This window comes from Xanthobacter nonsaccharivorans (assembly GCF_043194755.2).
In the GTDB taxonomy this organism is placed as follows: domain Bacteria; phylum Pseudomonadota; class Alphaproteobacteria; order Rhizobiales; family Xanthobacteraceae; genus Xanthobacter; species Xanthobacter autotrophicus_G.
The window spans coordinates 18,761-42,633 of sequence record NZ_CM195526.1; the positions used below are offsets into that span (position 1 = coordinate 18,761).

The following is a 23,873-nucleotide window of genomic DNA, read 5'->3' on the forward strand; positions in this document are numbered from 1 at the left end:
ATGGATACCCGGACGCTCGTGCGCATCGCCCTCGTCGCCGCCCTCATCGGCGCGCTCGGATTCGTGCCACCCCTCTACATGCCCATGGCGGCGGGCGTTCCCATTACCGCCCAGAGCCTCGGCGTGATGCTCGCCGGCCTGCTGCTGGGCGCGCGCGGCGGAGCTGCCGCGGCAGCGCTGTTCGTGTTCGTGGTGCTGCTGGGCGCACCGCTTCTTTCCGGCGGGCGCGGCGGCATCGGCATCCTCGCCACGCCACCGGCGGGCTTCTTCCTGGGCTTCATCCCGGGCGCCTTCGTCACCGGCTTGCTGGCTGAACGGCTGCGCTTCGCGCCGGTCCTCTCCGCTTTCCTCGCGGCGCTGGCGGGGGGTGTCGGCGTGGTCTATCTGTGCGGAATTCCGGGAGTCGCCCTCATCGCCCGCGTGTCGCTCGGTGTTGCGGCTGCTGGGTCCGCGGTGTTCCTGCCGGGCGATATCCTCAAGGCCATCGGAGCGGCGGTGCTGGCGACAACGGTGCTGCGCAGCTGGTCCATTGTCGCATCCCCGCGCCCGTGAGCATCACCCGCGCCCTCGCCCGGCATGCGGCGGAGCGGCCGGATGCGCCCGCTTTGACCTGCGAGGGGGAGAGCCTCACCTATGCCGCTCTCGACGCCCTGGTGGGGCGCATCGCCGCGTTTTTCGCGGCGGCGCCGGCCGGGGGCATCGCGCTTGACCTCAGCAATGGCGCGGCCTTGGCGGTGCTCTTCCTGGCGGCGGCGCGGGCCGGGCGGGAGGGGCAGGTGCTCGACCCTGCATGGCCGGCGGCGCTCCGGGCGGAGGTGATCGGCAAGATCCGGCCCGGCCTCATCGTCGCCAGCCGGCCCGGCGACGGGCTGGAACTTCCGCCGGACCAAGGCCTTGCCGGCCTTGCCGAGGCATTGGGAGCGAAAGGGGGCGGCCGCGTGCCGGAACCCGACGCCGACCTTGCCTTCTATGTGGGCTTCACCTCCGGTTCAACTGGTATGCCAAAGGGTTATCGCCGAAGCCACCGGTCCTGGACCGCCAGTTTCGATGCCGATACGGCGGAGTTCGGCATCGGCGCGGACGACGTCCTCCTCGCCCCTGGCGCGCTCACCCATTCCCTGTTCCTCTATGCGCTGGCGCGGGGCCTTGATGCCGGCGCGCACGTGATCCTGGCTCGCGCCTTCCGGCCCAGGGCGGTGGTGGAGCTGGCCCGGCGGCACAAGGCCAGCGTGCTCTATGGGGTGCCGACCCAGCTCGCCCTGCTGCTTGAAGTTCTGGAAGCGGACGGGCTTCGCCTTGAAAATCCCCTGGCCTCGCTGCGCCTCGTCCTGTGCTCGGGAGCCAAGTGGCCGCAAGGGCGCAGGGCCGCCTTGAGGCGCCTCCTGCCGAAGGCTGATTTTGCCGAATTCTACGGAGCTTCGGAATTGTCCTTCATCACCGTCGCGAACATGCGCGAAGAGGTACCTGAAGGTTCCGTCGGCCGGCCATTCCACACCGTGAAGATGTCCATTGTCGACCGGGCCGGCCGCCCCCTGCCGGCCGGGCGCACCGGGCTCGTGTTCGTCGAGAGCCCCTTCCTGTTCATGGGCTATGCCACCGGGGAGAGCGACGATCTCATCCGCCATGGCGCGGCGCTCAGCGTCGGCGACATGGGAGTGATGGACGGGCGCGGCTTCCTCACCCTCGTCGGCCGGGCGAAGCGGATGATCGTGACCTCCGGCAAGAACCTCTACCCGGAGGAGGTGGAGCGCCTGCTGGAGACCCACCCGGCCATCCGCGCCGCCGCCGTGCTGGGGGTGCCGGACGGGCTGAGGGGGGAGCGGCTGGTGGCCTTCCTGTCGCTGGAGGCGGGGGCGCAGGTGGGCCAGGCGGAGCTGATCGCCTTCCTCAAGCCGCGCCTGCCGCTGTTCAAGGTGCCGCGCCGCTATGCGCGGGTGGCGGACTGGCCGCTCACCGCCTCCGGCAAGACGGACTTTTCCGCCGTCGCCCGGCTGTGGCCGGACCAATGCGAGGGGATCGCATGAGCGCCGTCGCGCTCCTCGCCGCACGGCGGACGGCGGTGGTGCCGCGGGGCGGCGCCTTCCGGGAGGTGGAGGCGCATGCGCTCGCCGCCGCCCTTATCGGCCCCGTGCTTCGGGACGCCGGCCTTGTCCCCGGCGACGTGGACGAGGTGATTCTGGGCAATGCTCTTTCCGGCGGCGGCAACGTCGCCCGGGTCGCGGCGCTGGCCGCCGGGCTGCCGGAAGAGGTCCCGGCCCTCACCCTCGACACCCAATGCTGCTCGGGCCTCGATGCCATCCGCCTCGGGGTGGCGCGGATCGCGGCGGGAGAGGCGCGGTTCGTGCTGGCGGGCGGCGTGGAGAGCTTCAGCCGCGCGCCGTTGCGGGCCCACCGGCCCCGCACCAAGGGGGAGGCGCCGGCGTTCTACCGCCAGCCCGCCTTCACCCCCTGGCCAGAGCGGGAGCCGGACCTCGCCGCCGCCGCCGCGACCCTCGCCCGGCTCCACGCCATCCCCCGCGCGGATCAGGAGGCCTTCGCCGTCGAAAGCCATCGCCGGGCGCTGGCGGTGCCCTTGCCGGCGGGCGAGATCGTGCCGGTGAGCGGTGTCGAAGCCGATTCCTTCGCCCGCGTGCTTTCGCCGGCCCTGCTCGCCCGCCTGCCGCTGCTGGCGGGGGATGCGGCGCACGGCGTCACCGCCGCGACCACGGCGGTGGAGGCGGATGCCGCGGCCCTGGTGCTGCTCGGGCCGGCGGGGGCGGGCGGGGCAACGGTGGTCGGATCCCTCGCCCGCGGGGCGGACCCGCTGATGCCGGCGCTGGCTCCCGTGCCGGCCGTGGCGGCGCTGTGCACGCGACTTTCTGTCGCGGCCGCGGAACTGGAGCATGTGGAGCTGATGGAGGCCTATGCGGCCCAGGCGCTCGTCGCCATCCGCCTGCTGGGGCTCGATCCCGGCCGGGTGAACGCGGGTGGCGGCGCGCTGGCGCGGGGCCACCCCATCGGCGCCTCCGGGGCGGTGCTGGCGGTGCGGGCCTTCCACCGCCTGCAGGCCGCGCCGGGCCGTGCGCTCCTGGCCATCGCCGGCGCCGGGGGCATTGCCAGCGCCATGGTCCTTTCACGCAGATGACAGCAGACTGAGGTATCCGAAACTGAAGCGGTCTGGAACTTATCCGCGACGGCCAAGTTGAAGTCATATCCCGGAGTCTGCGCTGGCCCATGATGGACGCATCCGCTTCCGCGCCCTCTGCCAAAGTCCCCGCGGGGGCTGCGGGCCGTGCCTTGCACGATGCCCTGTCGGCCAGCCTCGCCACGCTGGAGGCCGCCGCTTCCGAGCCCGATGCGGTGGAGATGGTGCACGACGCCCGCAAGGCGATGAAGGAATTCCGTGCCCTGCTGCGCCTCGTCTGCGGGCCGGCGGCGGGGGCGTTGCGCCATCGCACCGCCGAGGTGGCGCGGGGCCTGTCCGGCTCGCGGGACCGGGCGGCAGCCTGCGAGGCCATCGACTTTCTGGATGAGGAGGGCCTGCTCCTCGCCTGCGACCATACGGACGCGCTCGCCGCCCTGGGGCGCGACGGACCGGCGCCGGCCGAGGCGGAGGTGCACCGCGCGGCGCTCCGCGCCTTCGCCACCGAGGCCCGCGAGGCGATTGCCGGCGCCGTGGGCCAGGACGTGATGGCGGCGGATGTGGCGCACGCCCTCGCCCGCCACTATCGCCGGGCGCGCCAGGCCGCCTTCGACGGACCGCTGGCCATGCATGAGGCGCGCAAGCGTGTCGTCACCCACCGCTACCAGATGAGCTTCGTCGCCCGGGCCTTCTCCGGCCGGGGGGGGCGGCGGGCGCGGCGGGCGCAGGCGCTGCGCGACCTGCTCGGCGCCTTCCAGGACATCGAGACCCTGCGCCCCATGCTGCGGAAGGCCGAGCCGCCTTTGCCGGAGGGCACGCTGGAGCGGCTCGGCATCGCCATGGGCCGGGCGCAGAAGCGCCTCCGGAAGAAGGCCCTCCGGCGCCATGCGGCGCTGTTCCGCAGAAGCCCGCGCTCGTTCCTCGCCCGCTACCGGGATATTCTGGGCCGTGACCCGGATTGAGCCGGCTTCTGTCGAGTTGACCGGGGTCATTGATCGGGGTCATGGCCGCGCCATATGCATCGCGCATGCTCGCGCGCCTTGAAAGCGCCCTGAGGAGAGGCGAGGAGCGGCGTGGGCGCTGGATGGCGCCCCCGCCCGAGACGCCCCTGCGGAGCCGGGTCCGGTAAGGTCTCGCGACCTGACCGGGAAACCCGTCTTCGAAACCGAAAGAGCAGTCCTCTTTCGCCTCGGGCCGATCCGCCGCGCGCCGATGGCGCGTTGTGGTCGGCCCGCGGCACCGTTCCTGAAGAGACCCGGCCGATGCCCCTCGAATCCCGCGTCCAGACCGTTGCCCCCGTTCCCGCCGCCGCCGCTCCGGCGGCCGCCGCTGCCCAGCCCGTCCGGGCCCCTGCGAAGGTGCCCGCCCCGGCGCCCGCCGCCGCCACCGCGCCCGGCGGGTCGCCGGCGCCGGCCCCGCGGCAGATGGATTTCTCCCAGCTCCCCAATGCCGGGCGCGTGATGGCGGAAGTGTGGGCGCGCATGGCCTGCCAGGACGACGAGGATTTCGAGGCGGGCTCCGGCCCCGCGACCTTCCGGGCCGTTGACCGGGCGGCCGCGGCCCTGGTGGCCCGCACCACCTCGGGTCTTTCGCCCGCGGCGCTCGCCCTCTCGTTCCTTGACTGGTGGATGCACCTCGCCGCCGCCCCCGGCAAGCAGGCGGAGCTTGCCACGAAGGCGTGGCGCAAGGCCGCGCGCTTCGGCTCCTATGCCATCGCCTCCTCGTTCGACCGCACCTTCCCGGCCTGCATCGCGCCGCTGCCCGGCGACGAGCGCTTCAGCGCCCCGGCCTGGCAGGACTGGCCGTACCGCTTCTGGTCCCAGGCCTTCCTGCTGAACCAGCAGTGGTGGCACAATGCCACCCACGGGGTGCCGGGCGTCGCGCCCCATAACGAGGCGGTGGTCTCGTTCACGGCGCGCCAGCTGCTCGACATGTTCTCCCCCTCCAACTTCCCCTTCAGCAATCCGGAGGTGATCCGCCGGGCGCGGGAGACGGCGGGCATGAATTTCGTGGAGGGCGTGCGCAACGCGCTGGAGGACCTCGCCCACAAGTCCGCCGACCAGCCGCCCGTGGGCGCCGAGGCCTTCCAGCCCGGCCGCGAAGTGGCGGTGACGCCCGGCGAGGTGATCTTCCGCAACCATCTGGTCGAGCTGATCCAGTACCGCGGCACCACGGACACGGTGGACGCCGAGCCGGTGCTCATCGTGCCGGCCTGGATCATGAAGTATTACATCCTCGACCTCTCGCCCCAGAACTCGCTGATCCGCTACCTGGTGTCGAAGGGCCACACGGTCTTCTGCATCTCCTGGCGTAACGTGTCGGAGGAGGACCGCGGCCTCGGCTTCGACGACTACCGCCGGGAGGGGGTGATGGCCGCCCTCGACGCGGTGAATGCGGTGCTGCCGGGCCGCAAGGTGCATGCGGCGGGCTATTGCCTCGGCGGCACGCTGCTCTCGGTGGCCGCCGCCGCCATGGCCAAGGCGGGCGACGACCGGCTCGCCTCGGTCACTTTGTTCGCGGCGCAGACGGACTTCTCCGAGCCCGGCGAGCTGCAGCTCTTCATCGATCCCGGCTCGCTCCATGCCCTCGAGAGCGTGATGTGGGACCAGGGCTTTCTGTCCGCCGGGCAGATGGCGGGCGCGTTCGAGATGCTGCGCTCCAACGACCTCGTGTGGTCGCGCATCGTGCACGAGTACCTCATGGGCCAGCGCGCGCCCATGAACGACCTGATGGCCTGGAATGCCGATGCCACGCGCCTGCCCTACCGCATGCATTCGGAATATCTGCGCCACTTCTTCCTCGACAACGACCTCGCCGCCGGCCGCTACCGGGTGGACGGGCGGCCGGTGTCGCTGCTGGACATCCCCGTGCCCCTGTTCGTGGTGGGCACGGAGCGGGACCACGTGGCGCCCTGGCACTCGGTCTACAAGATCCACCAGCTCACCGACACGGACGTGACCTTCGTGCTGGCCTCCGGCGGGCACAATGCGGGCATCGTCAGCGAGCCGGGGCACAAGCATCGCCACTTCCGCATCCACGAGACAAAGCACCGCGAGCTCCATCTCGGCCCGGACGAATGGGTGGAGGCGACCGCCCCCACCGAGGGCTCCTGGTGGCCGGCGTGGGAGGCGTGGCTGTCGGCGCGCTCCACGGGCAAGGCCAGCCTGCCCATGCTGGGCGGGCCCGGCTATCCCATCCTCGGCCCGGCGCCGGGCACCTATGTGATGCAGCGTTGAGTGATGCAGCGTTGAGGCGTCACGGAACCAGCACCGCGGCGCCCTTCAGCCGGCCGGCGCGCAGGTCGACGAGGGCTTCGTTGGCCCGGGCGAGGGGGTAGGGCGTCACGTGGGTGGTGACGCCGGCCCTCGGCGCCAGCGCCAGGAACTCGTGGGCGTCCTCCCGCGTCAGGTTGGCGACCGAGAGGATCTTCCGCTCCTCCCACAGCCAGCGGTAGGGGAAGGCGGGGATGTCGCTCATGTGGATGCCGCCGCACACCACCCGCCCGCCCTTGCGCACGGCCCGCAGCGCCTGCGGCACCAGCTCGCCCGCCGGGGCGAAGATGAGGGCGGCGTCCAGCGGCACCGGGGAGGGGGCGTCCGACGGCCCCGCATGGACCGCGCCGAGGGACCGGGCGAAGTCCTGCGCGGCCGCGTCGCCGGGCCGGGTGAAGGCGTAGATCTCCCGCCCCTGCCAGCGCGCCACCTGGGCGATGATGTGGGCCGCCGCGCCGAAGCCGTAGAGGCCGATGCGCCGGCCCTCGCCCGCCATCTTCAGCGTGCGCCAGCCGATGAGCCCGGCGCAGAGCAGCGGGGCGATGGCGGTGTCGTCGCCGCCCTCGCCGAGGGAATAGGTGAAGGCCGCATCCGCCACCGTGTGGGTGGCGAAGCCCCCGTCGCGGGTGCAGCCGGTGAAGACCGGGGCGTCGCACAAATTCTCCTCGTGCCCCGCGCAATAGGGGCACGTGCCGCAGGCGTGGCCGAGCCAGCCCACCCCCACCCGCTCGCCGAGCCGCAGGTGCGAGACGCCGGCTCCCAGTGCCGCGACCTGGCCGACGATCTCATGGCCGGGAACGACGGGCAGCTGTGTCTGCGGCAGCTCCCCGTCCACCACGTGGAGGTCGGTGCGGCACACGCCGCAGGCGGTGACCTTGATCACCACCTCGCCCGGGCCCGGCACGGGATCGGGCCGTTCCTCGGCGGTGAGGGGCTCGCCCACCTGCTTCAGGACCATGGCGTGCATGTCGGGCCTCCGTGCGATGAGAGGCAATATCGCACCACGGCGCCGGACGGCCAATGACCTTGCTCAAGGGGCCGCGTTCAAGGGGCCTGGCTCACGCGGCGGCCGGCCCCGCCGTCCGGGACCGGGTCCCCCGCGCCCGCGCCTGGCTCGCGGCCTTGCTCTCCTGCGGCCGGGGCGGGGGGCATCCGGCGCCCGAAAGGGCGCTGCCCCTCAGCTGCCGCCGATGAAGATGCCGGCCGCCAGCACCAGCGCGCCGCCCAGCACCACCTGGAAGACCGAGCGCCAGAAGGGGGTCTCCATGTAGCGGTTCTGGATGAAGGCGATGGCCCACAGCTCCACGAACACCACGGCGATGGCGATGGCGGTAGCGGTCCAGAACTCGGGGATGATGTAGGGCAGGGCATGGCCGAGGCCGCCCACCGCCGTCATCACGCCGGAGGCGATGCCGCGCTTCAGGGGCGAGCCGCGACCGGAAATGACGCCGTCGTCGTGCACCGCCTCGGTGAAGCCCATGGAGATGCCCGCGCCCACCGCCGCGGCGAGGCCCACCAGCAGGGTGGTGTGGGAATTCTGCGTGGCGAAGGCGGTGGCGAAGATGGGGGCGAGGGTGGAGACGGAACCGTCCATGAGGCCGGCGAGGCCCGGCTGCACCCAGGTGAGCACGAACTGGCGGCGCGCCTTCTCGTCCTCTTCCTTCTTCTTGTCCACGGGCAGGTAGCGCTCGGCCAGGGAGCCGGCGATGTCCTCGTGCTGGAGCTCCACCTTGTAGAGATCCTCCAGCAGCTTGCGGGTGTCGGGGTCGGTCGCCTTCTTCTGCGCCTGAAGGTAGAAGTTGGCGCTCTCATCCTCCATCCGCCCGACTTCCGCCCGGATGCGGTCGAGGCCGAGGTTCACCACCACCCATGGCGGGCGGCGGCTGTAATAGCCGGCGATGCTCTCGCGGCGCAGCAGCGGCACGTGGTCGCCATAGCGGCGCTCGAACTCGCGGGTGAGGTTGGCGGCGTGTCCCCGTTCCTGCGCCGCCATGCTCTCGAACACCTTGGCGGTGTCGGGATAATCGGCATGCAGCAGCTGCGCATAGTCGGAATAGACGCGGGCATCATCCTCCTCCGACGAAACGGCGAGGGCGAGCACCTCCTTCTCCGACAGATCGGAGAATCGGCGGCGTCCGGGAAACAGCGACAACATAAGGGGCGACCTCAAATTGGAATATTTCTAATCTTAATGTAGAGCATGCGATGAACAAGGCAATGCGACGGCCTTGCCGCAGCATCGGGGAGTGTAGCCATGTCCGGGGTATCGCAGGGTCCGGGCGCCTCCCGCGACCGCTTCTTGCTGCTGGCGGGCGCCCTGCTGCCGCTGGCCGCGGGCCTCGTGCTCCTGGCCATCGGCTGGCCGCGCGAGGCGGGATGGGCCTTCACCCTCGGCACCGCGCCGGTGCTGGCGGTGCTGCTCCTCGACATCGCCCATGCGCTGAAGGAGGGACGGTTCGGCCTCGATGTGCTGGCCGCCCTCTCCATGGCGACGGCGCTGGCCTTCGGCGAGCCGCTGGCAGGCAACGTGGTCGCGCTCATGTACGCCGGCGGCCAGCAGCTGGAGCGGTTCGCGGAGGGGCGCGCCCGCCGGGAGATGACGGCCCTCGTCGCCCGCGCCCCGCGCTCCGCCTTGCGGCGGGAGGGCGACGCCCTGGTGGAGGTGGAGGCGGACGCCCTCCTGCCCGGCGACACCGTGCTGGTGCGTCATGGCGATACCATTCCGGCGGACGGGCGGCTGCGCGCGGGCACGGCGCTCATCGACCAGTCCTCGCTCACCGGCGAAGCGGAGCCGGTGCGCTGCGCGGCGGGGACCGACGTGCCCTCCGGCGCGATCAACGTGGGCGGCGCCTTCGAGCTTCGGGTGGAGCGGCCGGCGGCGGAGAGCACCTATGCCGCCATCGTGCGCCTGGTGGAGGCCGCTGCGGGAAGCCGCGCGCCCATCGCCCGCCTCGCGGATCGCTATGCCCTCGGCTTCCTTGCCGTCTCCCTTGCCCTCGCCATCGGCGCGGCGGTGCTCTCGGGCGATCCGCGCCGGGCGCTGGCGGTGCTGGTGGTGGCGACGCCCTGCCCCCTCATCCTCGCCGTGCCGGTGGCGCTCATGGCGGGCCTCTCCCGCGCGGCGAAGCGCGGGGTGCTGGTGAAGAGCGGCGGCGCGCTGGAGAAGCTGGCGCGGGTGGGCGCCCTGGTCATCGACAAGACCGGCACCCTCACCCACGGCCGTGCGCAGGTGGCGGAGATCCGCCCGGCGCCGGGCTTTACCTGCGACGAGGTGCTGTGCCTCGCCGCCTCCCTCGACCAGGCGTCGGGCCATGTGGTGGCGGCGGCGCTGGTGGAGGCGTCGCGGGTGCGCGGCCTCGTCCTCTCGCCGCCGGCCGATGTGGAGGAGGAGGGCGGCATCGGCATCCGCGGGATTGTCGGCGGGCGGAACGTGGTGGTGGGGGGCTCGGGCTTCGTCGCGGCCCGTGCGGCGGGCGATCCCGCGGCGCTCCGGGCCGGACTGCCGGCGGGGAGCGCGGTGGTGGCGGTGGCGGCCGACGGCCGGCTCGCCGGCGTCATCGCCTTGGCGGACGGCCCGCGCCAGGATGCTCCCGCCATGCTCGCCGCCTTGCGGGCTGGCGGCGTGCGGCATATCGCCCTCGCTTCCGGCGACCGGGCCGAGGCGGTGGAGCATGTGGCCCGGGTCCTCGGCCTCGATGCCTGGGACGGGGAGCTCCAGCCCGGCGACAAGGTGGGCTGCGTTCTCTCGGCCCGCGCCCGGATGGTGGCGGACGAGGGCGCGCGGGCGGCCGACAGCGGCATGGTGATGATGGTGGGCGACGGGGTGAACGACGCGCCCGCGCTCGCCGCCGCCGACCTCGGTGTGGCCATGGGCGCGCGGGGCGCGGCCGCCTCCGCCGAGGTGGCGGACGTGGTGCTGCTGGTGGACCGCCTCGATCGGCTGGCCGAGGCCATGGCCATCGCCCGCCGCGCCCTCGCCATCGCCCGGCAGAGCGTGTTCTGGGGCATCGGCCTTTCGATCGCGGGCATGGGGGCGGCGGCGCTGGGCTACCTGGAGCCGGTGCAGGGCGCGCTGCTGCAGGAGGCCATCGACGTGGCGGTGATTCTCAATGCCCTCCGGGTGCTGGTGCCGGGCCGGGGGGAAGGGGCGCCGGCCTGATGCCGGGGCCGGCGCGCGTGTCTTTCGGGCCTCTGGTCGCGCCCGTCGGGCTCCGGTCGAAGACCGGGGCGATGGCGTGACGGGTCAGGCGCGGACGGCCGCGGCATCCCGCGGCCAGGCCGGGCGGCGGGCGCGCCAGAAGGGCGCATCGGGCCAGCGGGACTCGGCGGCATAGAAACCCGCGCGCAGGCGCACATTGGCGGTGAAGCGCCGGAACACGGCGGCCTGGTAGGCCATGAGCGGCGCGTCGCCCGCTCCGGCACGGGCCTCGGCAATGGCGGTGGCGGCGGCGATCCCTTCGTCCAGCGCCCTGATGAGGCCCTGGGACAGGAGCGGGTCGCAGCTCGCCGCCGCGTCTCCCGCCGCCAGCCAGTCCGCCCCCGCCACCGCGCTGAGGATGGCCATGGGCGCGACGCAGAGGTCCGGCGCGCGGTCGCCTTCCGCCTCCGGCGTGCCGCGGGCCAGAAGGGGGGCGATGAGGCGCGTGCGGCGGAGCGCTGCGCGCAATCCTTCCGCCGTGCCGAGGCCTTCCGCGCGCGCCGTCGCAAGGTCGGTGGCGAGGGCCAGCACGAGCCGTCCGCCGGGGATGGGGCTGGCATACCACCAGCCCTCGGGCGCGGCCTCGAGGAAGGTGCGGGGCGGCACCTCTCCGGGCGTGGCAAGGGGGACGACATGGAAGTGGACGGCGAGCGCGTCCAGCCGGTTGCGCGCCACCTTGAGGCCGCGCAGCGCTGCCGCGCCGATGCCGGTGGCATCCACCAGGAAGCCCGCCTCCACGCTTTGCGTGCCAGCGATGCCATCGAAGCGCAGGGCATGGCCGCCGCCCGGCAAAGGCGCGGCGGCGCGCAGCTCCAGGGGGCTGAAGAGAGGCACGCCCGCCGCCTGTACCGCCGTGCGCATTTGCTGGTCAAAGGCGGCGCGGTCCAGATGCCAGCCGCCGCCGAAGGGCAGGAACAGCCCGTCATTGTGGCCGGGCCGGTCCTTGCCCCAGAGCGCGGTGCTGCCTTCTCCCGGCAGGTGCCCGGCCTGCGCGAAGGCGCCCCAGACGCCGAGCCGGCGCAGCAGGGGCAGGGCGGCGCCGGGAAGGCTCTCGCCGATGCGGAAGCCGGCCCGCCCTCCGGCGTCGAAGAGGGCCACGTCGCGCACGCTCCGCTGCGCCAGCGCGAGGGCCACCGCGCAGCCCGCCGGCCCGCCGCCGACGATGGCGATGCCCACCCGGGCGGGCGCCCGCCCGGACAGGGGGCTCAGGGCGCGGGGGGCGCGTTGAAGGTCGGCCATGGGGCCACCGCCTGGCTGATATCGGCCGGAAAGCCGCAGGCCACCTCCAGGAAGGGATCGTCGGCGGAGGCCGCCCGCGCGGCGGGGTCGATGCGGCTCGCCTGCACCACGAAGCCGACCTGATGCCAGTTGGTGACGAAATCCATCTGGTCCTGGAAGCGGCCGGCATTGGCCGGGAAGGGGGTGGCCGTGCCGTTGCCGCGAATGGCGAACAGCTGCGGCCCCGGCGTCCAGCCCGTGGCGGGATCGAAGCTGGCGAGGGCCTGCGGATAGACCACCACCGGCCGCTCGGCCGGCCATGACCAATAGAGGGTCTGGTCGGCATTGGGGTTGGGGTCGAGCGGGTGCGAGGCGCAGTGGTTGTAATCCGTGTGCCAGGGCACGGCCATGAACTTGGTGAGGTCCCCCGGCTCCAGCGGAATGCCGCGCAGCGGCACGTAGCCCACCGAGAGGAACGGCGCATCCGCCCGCGCTGTTGCGTAGTCCAGCCGGGCGGCATTGATGCGGAAGGCGCCGGATGCGGCCCAGTCCCGCGCATAGAGGCCCGGGTCGCGCACCGGGAAGGACAGCTCGATGCCGGGGCTGAAGCGCCCGCCGAGACAATTGGCGAGGGCCACCCGGTCGAGCTCCTCGCCGGCCCCCAGCGCCCGGCGCGGGCCGGGGACAAAGGCGCCGGCATGCCATTGCTTCAACTGGAAGTACTGGGTGGGGGTGAGGGTGAGGAACGGCCGGTCCGTGTCGCCCAGCGCCAGCGGCATCATCGGCGCGCCGGCGGCGAGGCTTCGCGGGTCCGCGGGGTTGCGGATGGTGGCGCCGAAATTGGCGATCTTCTCCCGCGGGTTGTCGGACGGGGTGATGGCGCCGATGCGGTCATGGGCCGCGATGGCGCCGGATGGCAGGTTGGTGTTCCAGCGCTGCAGCATCACCGCATGGAACAGGGGGCGGATGTCGTCCTCGAAGGACGGGGTGTGGTCGGCCTTGAAGGCGCCGTCCCCAAAGAGCGCCGGATCGAGGCCGAGGTGGCGCACGAAGGTGTCGTGGACCTCGTCCCAGGCCGAGACCACGTTCCGCGTCTGCGGGGCGAAGCCGGGGTCGCCGGCCAGGGCCCAGGCGCCGGCCACCGTGTCGGTGGAGCCGTCCTCATAGACGATGAGGGCGTTCACCGGCCCGTCGCTCATGTCGTCGAACCAGTCGGTGTTCTCCGCGCCCCAGTATTCGTTGACGGAGGGCGTGGCGCCGTTCTGGTCCATGCCCACGGCGGTCCCGAAGCCCGGCGCGAAGAGGAGGCGCCCTGAGCCGGCCTCGACGCGGATGTCGCCGAGGCGCGTCAGCGGCCCGGACGGGGCGTGCAACTTGAAATGGTCCTGCGGGAAGGAGACCGGATACCGGGGCAGGGCCCGTACCGGGGCCTGCGCCGCCGTCGCGGCGTCCGCCATGCAGCTTGCCGGGGTGTCCGCGTCGAAGGCGAGCACCGTGCCCGCCCCCGCCCGCGCCGAGATGGCCCGGGGGCCGGGATCGATCACCAGCCGGCGCAGCCGGTCCGGGCTGTCGAGGGGGCCGTCCTGCGGGCGGCGCAGGGGAGGCAGCCTGCCGTCCTCGTAGCCGGCGAGGGCCGGGAAGTGGCCCGGCCGGTCCATCATGGCGTAGGTGTTGAGCTTCTTGTTGGCGACATGCACCTGCCAGACGATGTCGGCCACCCGCTTGCCTTCCACCACCGAGCCGAGGCGGATCTCCGTGCTCTCCCCGGTGGGATAGCCGCCCTTCGCATAGGCATGGATGCGGAAGCGGACGGCCTGCCGCTTCAGCCGGCCCCGGGCGTCGCGGAAGTCGGCGGCGGTGATGGGCCGGTCGGTGGCGGGATCGAGCGGCAGGCCACCCCAGATGGGCGGGCCGGAGCGCGGCAGCTCGCCGGCGGCAGTCTCGGGCGCGAGATAATAATCGGGGCTGTTGCCGACGCGGGCGATGCCGATGGCGGGATGGATCCGGAACACCGGCCTTGGGCCGGCCGACGCGGCCTGGGGCGAGGCTTGGGTCGAGACCTGGGTCAAGGTCTGGGGCGAGGTCTGGGCCTGCGCCTTGTTCCCCGGCCGGGGCGCCAGCGCCGTCGCCGTCGCGAGCAGGGTGGTGCCTGCCGCCCGCTTCAGAAGGTCTCGCCGATCCATCGTTGCCTCCGCCCCGGTCCAGCCGGGACGGAGTTTGAGCAGAGTTGGCGGCGGGAAAAAAGCCGGAAACGCGTCCCGGCCCTCTCCTATTCGGAGATCTTGCGCGCCCGGCTGCCGAGGGTGCGCAGGCGCAAGGCGTTGAGCTTGATGAAGCCCGCCGCGTCGCGGTGGTCGTAGGCGACCGCGCCTTCCTCGAAGGTCACAAGTTCCTGATTGTAGAGCGAATAGGGGCTCTTGCGGCCGATGACGGTGGCGTTGCCCTTGTAGAGCTTCACCGTCACCTCGCCGGTCACGAAGGCCTGCGAGTGGTCGATGGCCGCCTGCAGCATCTCCCGCTCGGGGGAGAACCAGAAGCCGTTGTAGATGAGCTCCGCATAGCGGGGCATCAGCTCGTCCTTCAGGTGCGCCGCGCCGCGGTCGAGCGTGATGCTTTCCATGCCGCGGTGGGCGGCGAGCAGGATGGTGCCGCCGGGGGTCTCGTAGACGCCGCGGCTCTTCATGCCCACGAAGCGGTTCTCCACCAGGTCGAGCCGGCCGATGCCGTTGGCCTTGCCCAGCTCGTTGAGCTTGGTGAGGAGGCTCGCGGGGGAGAGCGCCTCGCCGTTGATGGCCACCGCGTCGCCCTTGTCGAAGGCGATGGTGATGAGGGTCGCCTCGTCCGGCGCCTCCTCCGGCGAAATGGTGCGCTGGTAGACATATTCCGGCGCGTCCTCGGCCGGGTCTTCCAGCACCTTGCCCTCGGAGGAGGAGTGCAGGAGGTTCGCGTCCACCGAGAAGGGCGCCTCGCCGCGCTTGTCCTTGGCGATGGGGATCTGGTGCTGCTCGGCGAACTCCAGCAGGCGGGTGCGGGAGGTCAGGTCCCATTCGCGCCAGGGGGCGATGACGGTGATTTCCGGCTCCAGGGCATAATAGCCGAGCTCGAAGCGCACCTGGTCGTTGCCCTTGCCGGTGGCGCCGTGGGACACCGCGTCCGCGCCCATCTTGCGGGCGATCTCGATCTGCTTCTTGGCGATCAGCGGGCGGGCGATGGAGGTGCCGAGCAGGTACAGCCCCTCATACACCGCATTGGCGCGGAACATGGGGAAGACGTACTCGCGCACGAATTCCTCGCGCACGTCCTCGATGAAGATGTTCTCGGGCTTGATGCCGAGCAGCTCCGCCTTCTTGCGCGCCGGCTCCAGCTCCTCGCCCTGGCCCAGGTCGGCGGTGAAGGTGATCACCTCGCACTTGTAGGTGGTCTGGAGCCACTTCAGGATCACCGAGGTGTCGAGCCCGCCTGAATAGGCCAGCACCACCTTCTTCACGTCACGAGCCATCACGTCTCTCGGGAGTTTCAGGGGAAAATCGGCGCGGACTATAGGCCCGCGCGGCGCCATGGCAAGCGGGGTGGATCAAGCGGGGCGGATCAGGCGCGACCGCTTCCGCTGCCCCCGCCGCGGCGGAGCAGGCGACCCCCGGCCCGCCACAGCCGCGCCGCCGCCGCGTGGAGGGCAAGGCCGATGCGGCCGATGCCCGCCTCGACGGCGGCGTCGCTCGGCGGCCGGGCGCGGTCGTAGAGCCAGAGCCGGGTGAAGGCGATCACCAGCACCACCAGCACGCCGGAGAACACCACGTCGGTAAAGAAATGCCCGCCGAAGGCGATGCGCAGGCCGCCCGCCGCCGCGCCGAAGGCGACCGCCGCCACCGTCGCCACCGCCCCGGCGGTGCCGGGGATCAGGCTCGCCGGGGCCACCAGCCAGAAGCCGAGCGCCCCCTCGCCGGAGACGAAGGAGCAATTGCCGACGCAGGCGCCGTCGGTCTCGTACCAGCCCTTGAAGCTGTCCCTGCCGCCGAAGCTGTCCACATGCACCGGCCGCGGGCGGCCCCAGTTCTGCTTGAGGATGCCGTTGACGAGGAGGCCCGGCCCCAGCGCCATGGTCAGCGCCAGCAGCACCGCCGCCCGGGCGGGCATGAACATCCTGCCCGAGGGGAAGATGAGCTTCAGCACGATGGCGGCGAAGGCGGGGGCGGCGATGGCCCAGGGAATCCAGTTGGCGAGGTTGCGCGCCGTCTGCGCCCAGGGCGCGGCAGCGAGGGAGAAATGCCGCCGGGCATCCCAGAACAGGCCGGAGATGGCCATGTCCCATTGGGGGAAGACGGTGAACAGGATCGCCACCGCCGCCCCGAGAACCAGCGCGAAAAACACCACCCACTTCAAGGCGTCACCAGCTCCCTCGCTCCATGCCCCGGCCCATCCGCCGGCGGTTTGATCGAGGCCCTTGCGGACCGACGATGCGCGGACGCACAGTCGGCAGGCGATGTACAGGCAGGACACGCCCATGACCAGCGGAAGAGTGACCAGCGCCCGGATCGACTTCTATTATGAGTTCGCCTCCACTTATTCCTACCTTGCCGCGGCCCGCATCGCCGCTCTGGCGGAACTGGCGGGAGTGGAGGTGGCGTGGAAGCCCTTCCTTCTGGGCCCCATCCTTGCCGCTCAAGGCTATGATACCTCGCCGTTCAACGCCTATCCGCTGAAGGGCGCGCACATGTGGCGCGATCTGGAGCGCCTCGCCGCCGCCCAGCGCCTGCCGCCGGTCACCCGGCCGGATCCCTTCCCCGTCAACGGCCTGCTTGCCGCGCGGGTCGCGGTCCATCTCAACGACGCCTGCCGGCCCTCCTTCACCCGCGCCGCCTTCAGCGCCGAATTCGCCCAGGGGCGCGACATCGCCGACCGGGAGGTGATCCGCCAGCTGCTCGCCGGCCTCGGGCATTTCAGCGAGGACGTGATCGCGGATGCGGAGCGCCCCGAGAACAAGGAGCGCCTGCGCCTCCAGACCGAGGAGGCGAAGGCCCGAGGGGTGTTCGGCGCGCCGAGCTTCGTGACGGCGGACGGCGAGCTGTTCTGGGGCAATGACCGGCTGGAACTGGCCCTCGACCACGCCCGCGCCCTCGCCCGCGCGGCCTGAGGCCGGTGCGGATTTCAGTGGCCCGGCCCCCCGGGAACCTCGAAATGGGGGCGTCCTTCTGGTAGGAGCGCCTCGAATTGACGCCCGCTGCTTCACAAGCCGGCGCGCGCGGCGGAGGTGGCGGGCCCTGCCCTTGGCGGTGTGATGGAAGTCGTCTTTCTCGACAATGGGTTGATCGGACGCGGCGAGCACAGCTACAGCCTCGTCAAGAAAGTCGGCGCGGCGCTCGTGGCGCGGGGCCACCGCGTGCGGGCCTTCGGCGTGAAGGAGATGGATCCGGCGGCGGCCGCGGAGCTCGGCGCAATCCCGCATTTCCGCGCCTCCCTTTACGGAAAGGCCAGCCCGACCGCGACGCAGCTCCGCCTCTCCCGCCTGCTGGGCGCCCTGCGCGTGCGCCCGCACGATCCTCACCTCCTGCGGGAGCAGGCCAGCGCGGACAGGCTCAACGCCGCCTTTCGAGACGATCTCATGGCCCTGCCGCCCGATGCCCTGGCCCGCGGGAATCTCATCGTCGTGCCGGGCGTGTCGCAAAACCAGCTTTCCGGGCTGGTCCGGGCACTGGGCGCGCGGCCCGAGCGCGAGCGGCCTCGGGTGGTGTGCCAGCTGATGTTCGCGCCCGACTGGACGCCCTGGGGGTGCAGCGCGCAGCTGGGCGCCAAGCTCTATGGGAAGGCCTTCGCGCTGGCGCGGCCGCTGATCGGGCGCAGCCTTTTCTTCGCAACGGAGAATGTCGCGATCGCAAGCCTTTACCGGGACGCATACGCGATCGACACGATCCGCCTGCCCGTCCCGTTCGGAGGGGTGGCTCCGGCGCGGCCGCTCCCGGCCCGGCCGGTGTTCGGCTTCTTCGGCTACTCGAAACGCGACAAGGGGTTTCATCTCTTGCCTGAAGCCATCCGCCTGTGCCGGGCGCAGGGACTGGCGGCGGATTTCGCGATCCAGCTGCAGCATGGCGGGTGGGAGCCGGCGACGGTCGCCGCCGAGCAGGCCCTGCGCGCCCTTGCCGGGGTGCGCCTCATCGAGGGCGTGCAGACGGACCAGGCCTTCGCGGCCGAGACCGGCCATGTCGATGCCATGCTGCTGCCCTACGATCCGCAGCTCTTCGGCATGCGCGGGTCGGGCATTTTCACCCAATCCGCCGCGGCGGGGCGGCCGGTGGTCGCCGCCATGGGGACGTTCGCCGGGGCATCCGTGGCCGGCGGCGAAGCCGAGGGGGAAGTGTTTTCGCCCTATGACGCCCCGGCTCTTGCGGCTGCCATCATGCGCCTTGCTGCACGGCTGGGGGACAGTCATGCGCGGGCGGCGCGGCTCGCCAGCGCATTTGCGCAGGCCAACAGCGCCGACGCCCATGCCGACGTTCTGCTGGCCCAGGCCGAGCGACCATGACGTTGAGTAATGTTCGATCGAGCTGGACCGGATTTGGCGGGATCCGGCCCAGTGCCATCGCCTTCAAGGGCTTGACGATCGAGGGCTTGAGATCCTCGTCACGGAGGTTGAACAGGTAGCAGGTTTCACCCCGGTGGAGATGGAAGAACGGTTTCGGCGCCTCGCGACAGGGAGAGAGAGCGTTCTTCGCGTGGGACCAGAAGCCCTCGGTCCCGTTGATGGGGTCGCACCCAACGGGCCGTCCCTCCTTGCGGATCACCACATGATCCCCCGCCGGCGCAAGGTGGCGGAGGCCATCGCCCGGCAGACCGGGCGACCGACGCGCCCCGACGCCGGACGGCGCGCCACCCGCGGAAACCGTTGCCCATAGACCGGCACGCCCCGGACGAAACGCGGAACCCGCTCCGTTTTCGTCCGGCTGTCCAGCCAGGACGCCTCCCGCAGCGGCGGCCTTGCTGCCGGCCGTCCGAACGTCGGCAGCTCCGGCCAACCCCGCGTGCAGGGCATTCCCGCACGGCCAGATCCTCACGGATCTGGCCCAGGCGCGACAGGCATCGCTTTTCGTTTTGCCGGCACGACCCATCGCTGGACAAGGGGCCGGCGAAATGGTGAGGTCGCCGGCAAACAGGACAAGACCGGGCGGCGGACGGCGCGCCGCCGGACGGGAGACATGCTTCAGGCCTCGGTCGTCATCTTCGTAGCGCTGGCCTACATCGGCTTCCTGTTCGCCATCGCGAGCTACGGCGACCGGCTGCGCCCCGCCGGGGTGGCGCGCGGCCCGCGGCCGATGATCTATTCCCTGTCGCTGGCGGTCTACTGCACCTCCTGGACCTTCTTCGGCTCGGTGGGCCTCGCCGCCAGCCAGGGGTTCGACTTCCTCACCATCTACCTCGGCCCCATCATCCTGATGACGGTGGGCGCGCCGGTGTTCCTGAAGGTGGTTCGCCTCGCCAAGGCCAACAACATCACCTCCATCGCCGACTTCATCGCCGCGCGCTACGGCAAGCACCAGGGCATCGCCGCGCTGGTGGCCATCGTCGCCATCGTCGGCTCGGTGCCCTACATCGCCCTCCAGCTGAAGGCGGTGTCCGCCTCGCTGGTGGCCATGCTGGGCCATTTCGCCGGGGCGAGCGGGCGCAACACGCTGGTGGGCGACCTCGCGTTGTTCGTTGCCTGCGCCATGGCCGCCTTCGCCATCCTGTTCGGCACGCGCCAAACCGACGCCACCGAGCACCAGGACGGCCTGATGCTCGCCATCGCCACCGAGTCCCTGGTCAAGCTCGCGGCCTTCCTCGCTGTGGGCGTGCTCGTCACCTTCGTCCTGTTCGAGGGGCCCTGGCAGCTCTGGTACGCCGCGCGGGAGGCGGATGTCGCCGCCCCGTTCCTGCACAGCGTCTCGCCCGAGAACTGGCTGGCCATGATCGCCCTCTCCGGCGGCGCCTTCATGCTGCTGCCCCGCCAGTTCCACGTGGCGGTGGTGGAGAACAAGGGCGAGGAGGAGATCCGCCGGGCGCGCTGGCTGTTCCCGCTCTATCTCGTGCTCATCAACCTGTTCGTGGTGCCGTTGACCCTGGCGGGCAAGATGCTGTTCCCGCTCGGCCTCGTGGACAGCGACGTCTATGTGCTCGCGGTGCCGCTGGCGGCGGGCAAGGAGAGCCTGGCGCTGCTCGCCTTCGTGGGTGGGCTGTCCGCCGCCACCGCCATGGTGATCGTGGAGTGCGTGGCCATCGCCATCATGGTCTCGAACGACCTGGTGATGCCGCTTCTGCTGCGCCGGCGGGCGCAGCGGCTCGACGAGGCCGCCGGGCGCGACGACATGATGGGGGTGCTGCTGCTGGTGCGGCGCGTCGCCATCTTCGTCATCGTCCTGCTCGCCTATCTTTATTACCGCACCACCGGCGAGGTGCAGCTGGCGCAGATCGGCCTCCTCTCCTTCGCCGCCATCTCCCAGGTGGGCCCCGCCTTCGCCGCCGGCCTCTTCTGGCAGCGGGCGACCGCCAAGGGCGCCATCGCCGGCATCGTCATCGGCGGCATGGCCTGGGCCTACACGCTGCTGTTGCCGAGCCTCGCCGAGGCGGGGCTCATCTCCACCACCATGGTCGCCTCCGGGCCGCTGGACATTGCGCTGCTGAAGCCCACCGGCCTGTTCGGGCTCACCCTCGCCCCCCTCGCCCATGGCGTCGCCTGGAGCCTCGGCCTCAATGCGCTGGCGCTGGTGGTCGTGTCCCTGCTCACCCAGCCGAGCCAGATCGAGCGGGTGCAGGCGCGCGTGTTCACCGGCGCGGCCGGGGAGCGGGCCCAGTTCCGCCCCTCCTTCCTGCGCTGGCGCTCGTCCGTCACCCTGGGCGAGGTGATGACCACGGTGGAGCGCTATCTCGGGGCCGACCGGGCGCGCGGTGCCTTCGAGACCCACGCCCGCCAGCAGGGGCTCACCCTCGACCCCCACCGCGAGGCGGACGCGGGGATGGTGCGCTTCGCCGAGCACCTGCTCGCCTCGGCAGTGGGCGCGGCCTCCTCCCGCCTCGTGCTGTCGCTGCTGCTGCGCAAGCGCGCCGTCTCCACCAAGGCGGCCCTGAAGCTGCTGGACGATGCTTCCGCCGCCATCCAGTACAATCGCGAGCTGCTGCAGAGCGCCATCGACCACGTGCGCCAGGGCATCGCCGTGTTCGACCGCGACCTGCGCCTCGTGTGCTGGAACCGCCAGTTCGGCCAGATGCTTGACCTGCCGCCGGACTGCTACGCCGTGGGCGTGCCCCTCACCGACATTCTCGCCTCCGCCCCCGCCGACGAGGAGGCCGGCGACATCGGCGCCCGCGTCGCCCGCTACACCCGCCCCAACCCGGACTTTTCCGAGCGCCTTTACCAGCGCGGCGCGGTGATCGAGGCCCGCTCCGACCCCATGCCGGACGGCGGCATCGCCGTGACCTTCACCGACATCACCGCGAGCGTGGAATCCGCCCTCGCCCTGGAACGCGCCAACGAGAACCTGGAGCGCCGCGTGCGCGAGCGCACCGAGGAGCTGGAGCGCCTCAACCAGGCGCTGGAGAAGGCCAAGGCCGAGGCCGACGAGGCCAACCTCTCCAAGACGCGCTTCCTCGCCGCCGCGAGCCACGACATCCTCCAGCCGCTCAACGCCGCGCGCCTCTATGTGACGAGCATGGTGGAGCGCGCCAAGGGGCCGGAGGAGGAACGCCTCGCCTCCAACGTGGACGCCTCGCTGGAATCGGTGGAGGAGATCCTCGCCGCCCTGCTGGACATCTCCCGCCTCGACAGCGGGGTGATGCGGCCGGAGATCGCCCCCTTCCGCCTCGCCGACGTGCTGAAGCCGCTGGAGATGGAATTCGCCCCGCTGGCGCGGGAGAAGAACCTCAAGCTCACCTTCATCCCCTGCTCGCTGGCGGTGCGCTCCGACCGGCGGCTGCTGCGCCGCCTGCTGCAGAACCTCATCTCCAACGCGGTGAAGTACACCCCGCGCGGATGCATCCTGGTGGGCTGCCGGCGGCACGGCGGGCGGCTCAGGGTGGAGGTCTACGACACCGGCGTCGGCATCCCGCGCTCCAAGCACAAGATCGTATTCCAGGAGTTCCAGCGCCTCGACCAGGGGGCGAAGGTGGCGCGCGGCCTCGGCCTCGGCCTCTCCATCGTGGAGCGCATCGCCCGGGTGCTGGAGCATCCGGTGGCGCTGCGCTCGACGCCCGGCAAGGGCACGGTCTTCACCGTGGACCTCCCGGTCTCCGTCTCCATGCCGGAGGAGCCGCTGGCGCCGCCGGCGCCCGCGCGCCGCGGCGCGCCCCTCGACGGGCTCACCGTGCTCGCCATCGACAACGAGCCGGCCATCCTCGAAGGCATGGAAGTGCTGCTCAGCGGCTGGGGCTGCGACGTCATCACCGCCCCCAGCGCCGCCGGCGCCATCGAGGAGGTGCGCCGGCGGCGCAAGAAGCCGGACGTGGCGCTGGTGGACTACCATCTCGACGGCGGCCACGGCATCGAGGCCGTCATGTCGCTCAGGTGGAAACTGGGGAAACTCCCCGCCGTCCTCATCACCGCCGACCGCACCAAGAAGGTGCGCGACGCGGCCCGCGCGGCGGACATGGAAATCCTCAACAAGCCCCTGAAGCCGGCCGCATTGCGGGCGCTTCTCGCCCACTGGCGCCTCGCCCGCTCCGCCGCCGAGTAGGCCCGCCGGAGGTCCGTGCTGCGGCCTGAATGACACAGGCCGGATGCTTCGGCATTAAGCCCTCGTTCATCCCCATGAACGCCCAATAAACGCCGCCTTCAGCCAGCGTTATGGGGGCGTGCCATAGAAGCACGCCCTCGCGGCATGGAAATGTTACTGAAGTGTTAAGATCTGTAACTTTTCCCTGCTTACTTCGACGCGCGATGTACTTTTGGAGCGTGGCTATGACAATCACGATCAACGTTCCGGTCTTCCCGCTGCGGAAAGAAATCGCAGACCGCAAGCGGCGCCTTGGTCTCTCCCTCGGCCTGCCGCTGCGCGGCAAGAAGGCCCCGGAGAAGGGGGGAGAAGCCGGCACCGACCCGCGCTACACGGCGGATGGGCTGGAGTTCGACGTGAGCGGCCTTGCCAAGGCCGGTGGACGCTCCGGGGGGCGCTGAGCGCCGCCCTCGGAGCGGATCGGCCCCTCCCGGCCTGCGACGCCGGCTTTATGGCGCCCGCCCGGATGATCCGATAAGGTCGCCGCCCAAGAGCAACAACCCGCGGCCCTGAGCGAACATGACGGACCCCAATTCCCAGCCCGCCCCGGACGACAGGCGCGCCGAGACCCATTTCGGCTACCGGACGGTGCCGCTGGCCGAGAAGCAGGCGCTGGTGGACGACGTGTTCCACAAGGTGGCGCGGCGCTACGACATCATGAACGACCTGATGTCCGGCGGCCTGCACCGGGTCTGGAAGGATGCCCTCGTCTCCAAGGTGCGTCCGCCGCAGGGCTCCCGCCCGTTCCATCTGCTCGACCTCGCCGGCGGCACCGGCGACGTATCCTTCCGGGTGGTGAAGGCGGGGGGCACCGGCACCCGCGCCACCGTCGCCGACATCAACACCGACATGCTGGCCGTGGGCCGCGAGCGCGCCGAGAAGCGTGGCCTCGGCGACAAGGTGGAGTTCACCGAGGCCAATGCCGAGGCCCTGCCTTTCCCGGACATGTCGTTCGATGCGGTCACCATCGCCTTCGGCATCCGCAACGTGCCGCGCATTCCCGTGGCGCTGAAGGAGATGCGCCGCGTGCTGAAGCCCGGCGGGCGCGCCTTCGTGCTGGAATTCTCCAAGGTGGACGTGCCGCTGCTGGACAAGATCTACGACGCCTTCTCCTTCCGCGTGATCCCCGAGCTCGGCAGGCGCGTCGCCGGAGATGCGGAGCCCTACCAGTATCTCGTGGAATCCATCCGCCGCTTCCCCAATGCGGAGGCCTTCGCCCAGATGATGCGTGATGCGGGCTTCCAGCGGGTGGATTTCACCCGCATGACCGGCGGCGTGGTCGCCCTCCACTCGGGCTTCCGCATCTGATGACGACCGCCGCACAGGGCCGG

General features: G+C 71.6%; 17 protein-coding genes. 11 read left to right on the top strand and 6 right to left on the bottom strand.

Features of this window, described 5'->3' with window-relative positions:
* From V5F59_RS00105 to V5F59_RS00125, 5 genes are all read left to right on the top strand, one after another.
* Positions 1-552, top strand: a complete 552-nt coding sequence (locus tag V5F59_RS00105) for a biotin transporter BioY (protein WP_393979154.1) — start codon at positions 1-3, stop codon at positions 550-552.
* Complete coding sequence (locus V5F59_RS00110) at positions 549-2,024, top strand: AMP-binding protein (protein WP_393979156.1); 1,476 nt, start codon at positions 549-551, stop codon at positions 2,022-2,024. The genes V5F59_RS00105 and V5F59_RS00110 overlap by 4 nt, the downstream gene beginning before the upstream one ends.
* The gene (locus tag V5F59_RS00115; protein ID WP_393979158.1) at positions 2,021-3,124 is read left to right on the top strand and encodes a thiolase family protein; all 1,104 of its coding nucleotides are present in this window, start codon (positions 2,021-2,023) and stop codon (positions 3,122-3,124) included. Before V5F59_RS00110 ends, V5F59_RS00115 begins: the two co-directional genes overlap by 4 nt.
* A 152-nt stretch (positions 3,125-3,276) precedes the next feature.
* Positions 3,277-4,083: a CHAD domain-containing protein gene (locus V5F59_RS00120; protein ID WP_393979160.1), complete on the top strand. Its 807-nt coding sequence runs from the start codon at positions 3,277-3,279 to the stop codon at positions 4,081-4,083.
* 519 nt (positions 4,084-4,602) lie between these two features.
* Positions 4,603-6,357: a PHA/PHB synthase family protein gene (locus V5F59_RS00125; RefSeq protein ID WP_393979753.1), complete on the top strand. Its 1,755-nt coding sequence runs from the start codon at positions 4,603-4,605 to the stop codon at positions 6,355-6,357.
* Positions 6,358-6,376: 19 nt separating this feature from the next.
* Here V5F59_RS00125 and V5F59_RS00130 read toward each other — a convergent pair whose 3' ends face one another.
* Together V5F59_RS00130 and mbfA are read right to left on the bottom strand one after the other, a co-directional pair.
* Positions 6,377-7,360, bottom strand: a complete 984-nt coding sequence (locus V5F59_RS00130; RefSeq protein WP_393979161.1) for a zinc-dependent alcohol dehydrogenase family protein — start codon at positions 7,358-7,360, stop codon at positions 6,377-6,379.
* A 210-nt stretch (positions 7,361-7,570) separates the two neighbouring features.
* Positions 7,571-8,548, bottom strand: a complete 978-nt coding sequence (gene mbfA / locus V5F59_RS00135; RefSeq protein ID WP_393979163.1) for an iron exporter MbfA — start codon at positions 8,546-8,548, stop codon at positions 7,571-7,573.
* Between the two features lie 99 nt (positions 8,549-8,647).
* Between mbfA and V5F59_RS00140 the strand changes: the two genes are divergently transcribed.
* Positions 8,648-10,552 (top strand): heavy metal translocating P-type ATPase, encoded by a 1,905-nt coding sequence (locus tag V5F59_RS00140; protein WP_393979165.1) that lies wholly within the window; start codon positions 8,648-8,650, stop codon positions 10,550-10,552.
* An 84-nt stretch (positions 10,553-10,636) separates the two neighbouring features.
* On the opposite strand, the gene V5F59_RS00145 is transcribed toward V5F59_RS00140, so the two are convergent.
* From V5F59_RS00145 to V5F59_RS00160, 4 genes are all read right to left on the bottom strand, one after another.
* Positions 10,637-11,830, bottom strand: coding sequence for an FAD-dependent monooxygenase (locus V5F59_RS00145; protein ID WP_393979167.1), 1,194 nt, complete (start codon positions 11,828-11,830; stop codon positions 10,637-10,639).
* Complete coding sequence (locus V5F59_RS00150) at positions 11,797-13,992, bottom strand: LodA/GoxA family CTQ-dependent oxidase (RefSeq protein ID WP_393979169.1); 2,196 nt, start codon at positions 13,990-13,992, stop codon at positions 11,797-11,799. The genes V5F59_RS00145 and V5F59_RS00150 overlap by 34 nt, the downstream gene beginning before the upstream one ends.
* A gap of 86 nt (positions 13,993-14,078) precedes the next feature.
* Positions 14,079-15,308 (bottom strand): argininosuccinate synthase, encoded by a 1,230-nt coding sequence (locus V5F59_RS00155; protein WP_393979171.1) that lies wholly within the window; start codon positions 15,306-15,308, stop codon positions 14,079-14,081.
* A gap of 89 nt (positions 15,309-15,397) precedes the next feature.
* A complete protein-coding gene (locus V5F59_RS00160) occupies positions 15,398-16,180 on the bottom strand; it encodes a phosphatase PAP2 family protein (RefSeq protein WP_393979755.1) in 783 nt (260 codons plus the stop codon).
* A 130-nt stretch (positions 16,181-16,310) separates the two neighbouring features.
* Between V5F59_RS00160 and V5F59_RS00165 the strand changes: the two genes are divergently transcribed.
* From V5F59_RS00165 to ubiE, 5 genes are all read left to right on the top strand, one after another.
* Positions 16,311-16,940 carry a 2-hydroxychromene-2-carboxylate isomerase gene (locus tag V5F59_RS00165; protein WP_393979173.1) on the top strand — a complete coding sequence of 210 codons (630 nt, stop codon included), beginning with the start codon at positions 16,311-16,313 and terminating at the stop codon, positions 16,938-16,940.
* Positions 16,941-17,084: 144 nt separating this feature from the next.
* A complete protein-coding gene (locus tag V5F59_RS00170) occupies positions 17,085-18,326 on the top strand; it encodes a glycosyltransferase (protein ID WP_393979175.1) in 1,242 nt (413 codons plus the stop codon).
* A 670-nt stretch (positions 18,327-18,996) separates the two neighbouring features.
* The gene (locus V5F59_RS00175; RefSeq protein WP_393979177.1) at positions 18,997-22,503 is read left to right on the top strand and encodes a PAS domain-containing hybrid sensor histidine kinase/response regulator; all 3,507 of its coding nucleotides are present in this window, start codon (positions 18,997-18,999) and stop codon (positions 22,501-22,503) included.
* 224 nt (positions 22,504-22,727) lie between these two features.
* Positions 22,728-22,943, top strand: coding sequence for a hypothetical protein (locus tag V5F59_RS00180; protein WP_393979179.1), 216 nt, complete (start codon positions 22,728-22,730; stop codon positions 22,941-22,943).
* A gap of 118 nt (positions 22,944-23,061) precedes the next feature.
* On the top strand, positions 23,062-23,850 hold the full coding sequence (ubiE, locus tag V5F59_RS00185) for a bifunctional demethylmenaquinone methyltransferase/2-methoxy-6-polyprenyl-1,4-benzoquinol methylase UbiE (RefSeq protein ID WP_393979181.1): 789 nt from the start codon (positions 23,062-23,064) through the stop codon (positions 23,848-23,850).
* The last annotated feature ends 23 nt before the right edge of the window (positions 23,851-23,873 follow it).

Excerpts from the sequence above, each read along its gene's own strand:
- mbfA (WP_393979163.1), bottom strand. The coding sequence starts at position 8,548 with ATGTTGTCGCTGTTTCCCGGACGCCGCCGATTCTCCGATCTGTCGGAG.
- V5F59_RS00125 (WP_393979753.1), top strand. The coding sequence starts at position 4,603 with ATGGCCTGCCAGGACGACGAGGATTTCGAGGCGGGCTCCGGCCCCGCG.
- V5F59_RS00145 (WP_393979167.1), bottom strand. The coding sequence starts at position 11,830 with ATGGCCGACCTTCAACGCGCCCCCCGCGCCCTGAGCCCCCTGTCCGGG.
- V5F59_RS00140 (WP_393979165.1), top strand. The coding sequence starts at position 8,648 with ATGTCCGGGGTATCGCAGGGTCCGGGCGCCTCCCGCGACCGCTTCTTG.
- V5F59_RS00115 (WP_393979158.1), top strand. The coding sequence starts at position 2,021 with ATGAGCGCCGTCGCGCTCCTCGCCGCACGGCGGACGGCGGTGGTGCCG.
- V5F59_RS00165 (WP_393979173.1), top strand. The coding sequence starts at position 16,311 with ATGACCAGCGGAAGAGTGACCAGCGCCCGGATCGACTTCTATTATGAG.
- V5F59_RS00175 (WP_393979177.1), top strand. The coding sequence starts at position 18,997 with ATGCTTCAGGCCTCGGTCGTCATCTTCGTAGCGCTGGCCTACATCGGC.
- ubiE (WP_393979181.1), top strand. The coding sequence starts at position 23,062 with ATGACGGACCCCAATTCCCAGCCCGCCCCGGACGACAGGCGCGCCGAG.
- V5F59_RS00105 (WP_393979154.1), top strand. The coding sequence starts at position 1 with ATGGATACCCGGACGCTCGTGCGCATCGCCCTCGTCGCCGCCCTCATC.
- V5F59_RS00180 (WP_393979179.1), top strand. The coding sequence starts at position 22,728 with ATGACAATCACGATCAACGTTCCGGTCTTCCCGCTGCGGAAAGAAATC.
- V5F59_RS00130 (WP_393979161.1), bottom strand. The coding sequence starts at position 7,360 with ATGCACGCCATGGTCCTGAAGCAGGTGGGCGAGCCCCTCACCGCCGAG.
- V5F59_RS00150 (WP_393979169.1), bottom strand. The coding sequence starts at position 13,992 with ATGGATCGGCGAGACCTTCTGAAGCGGGCGGCAGGCACCACCCTGCTC.
- V5F59_RS00155 (WP_393979171.1), bottom strand. The coding sequence starts at position 15,308 with ATGGCTCGTGACGTGAAGAAGGTGGTGCTGGCCTATTCAGGCGGGCTC.
- V5F59_RS00170 (WP_393979175.1), top strand. The coding sequence starts at position 17,085 with ATGGAAGTCGTCTTTCTCGACAATGGGTTGATCGGACGCGGCGAGCAC.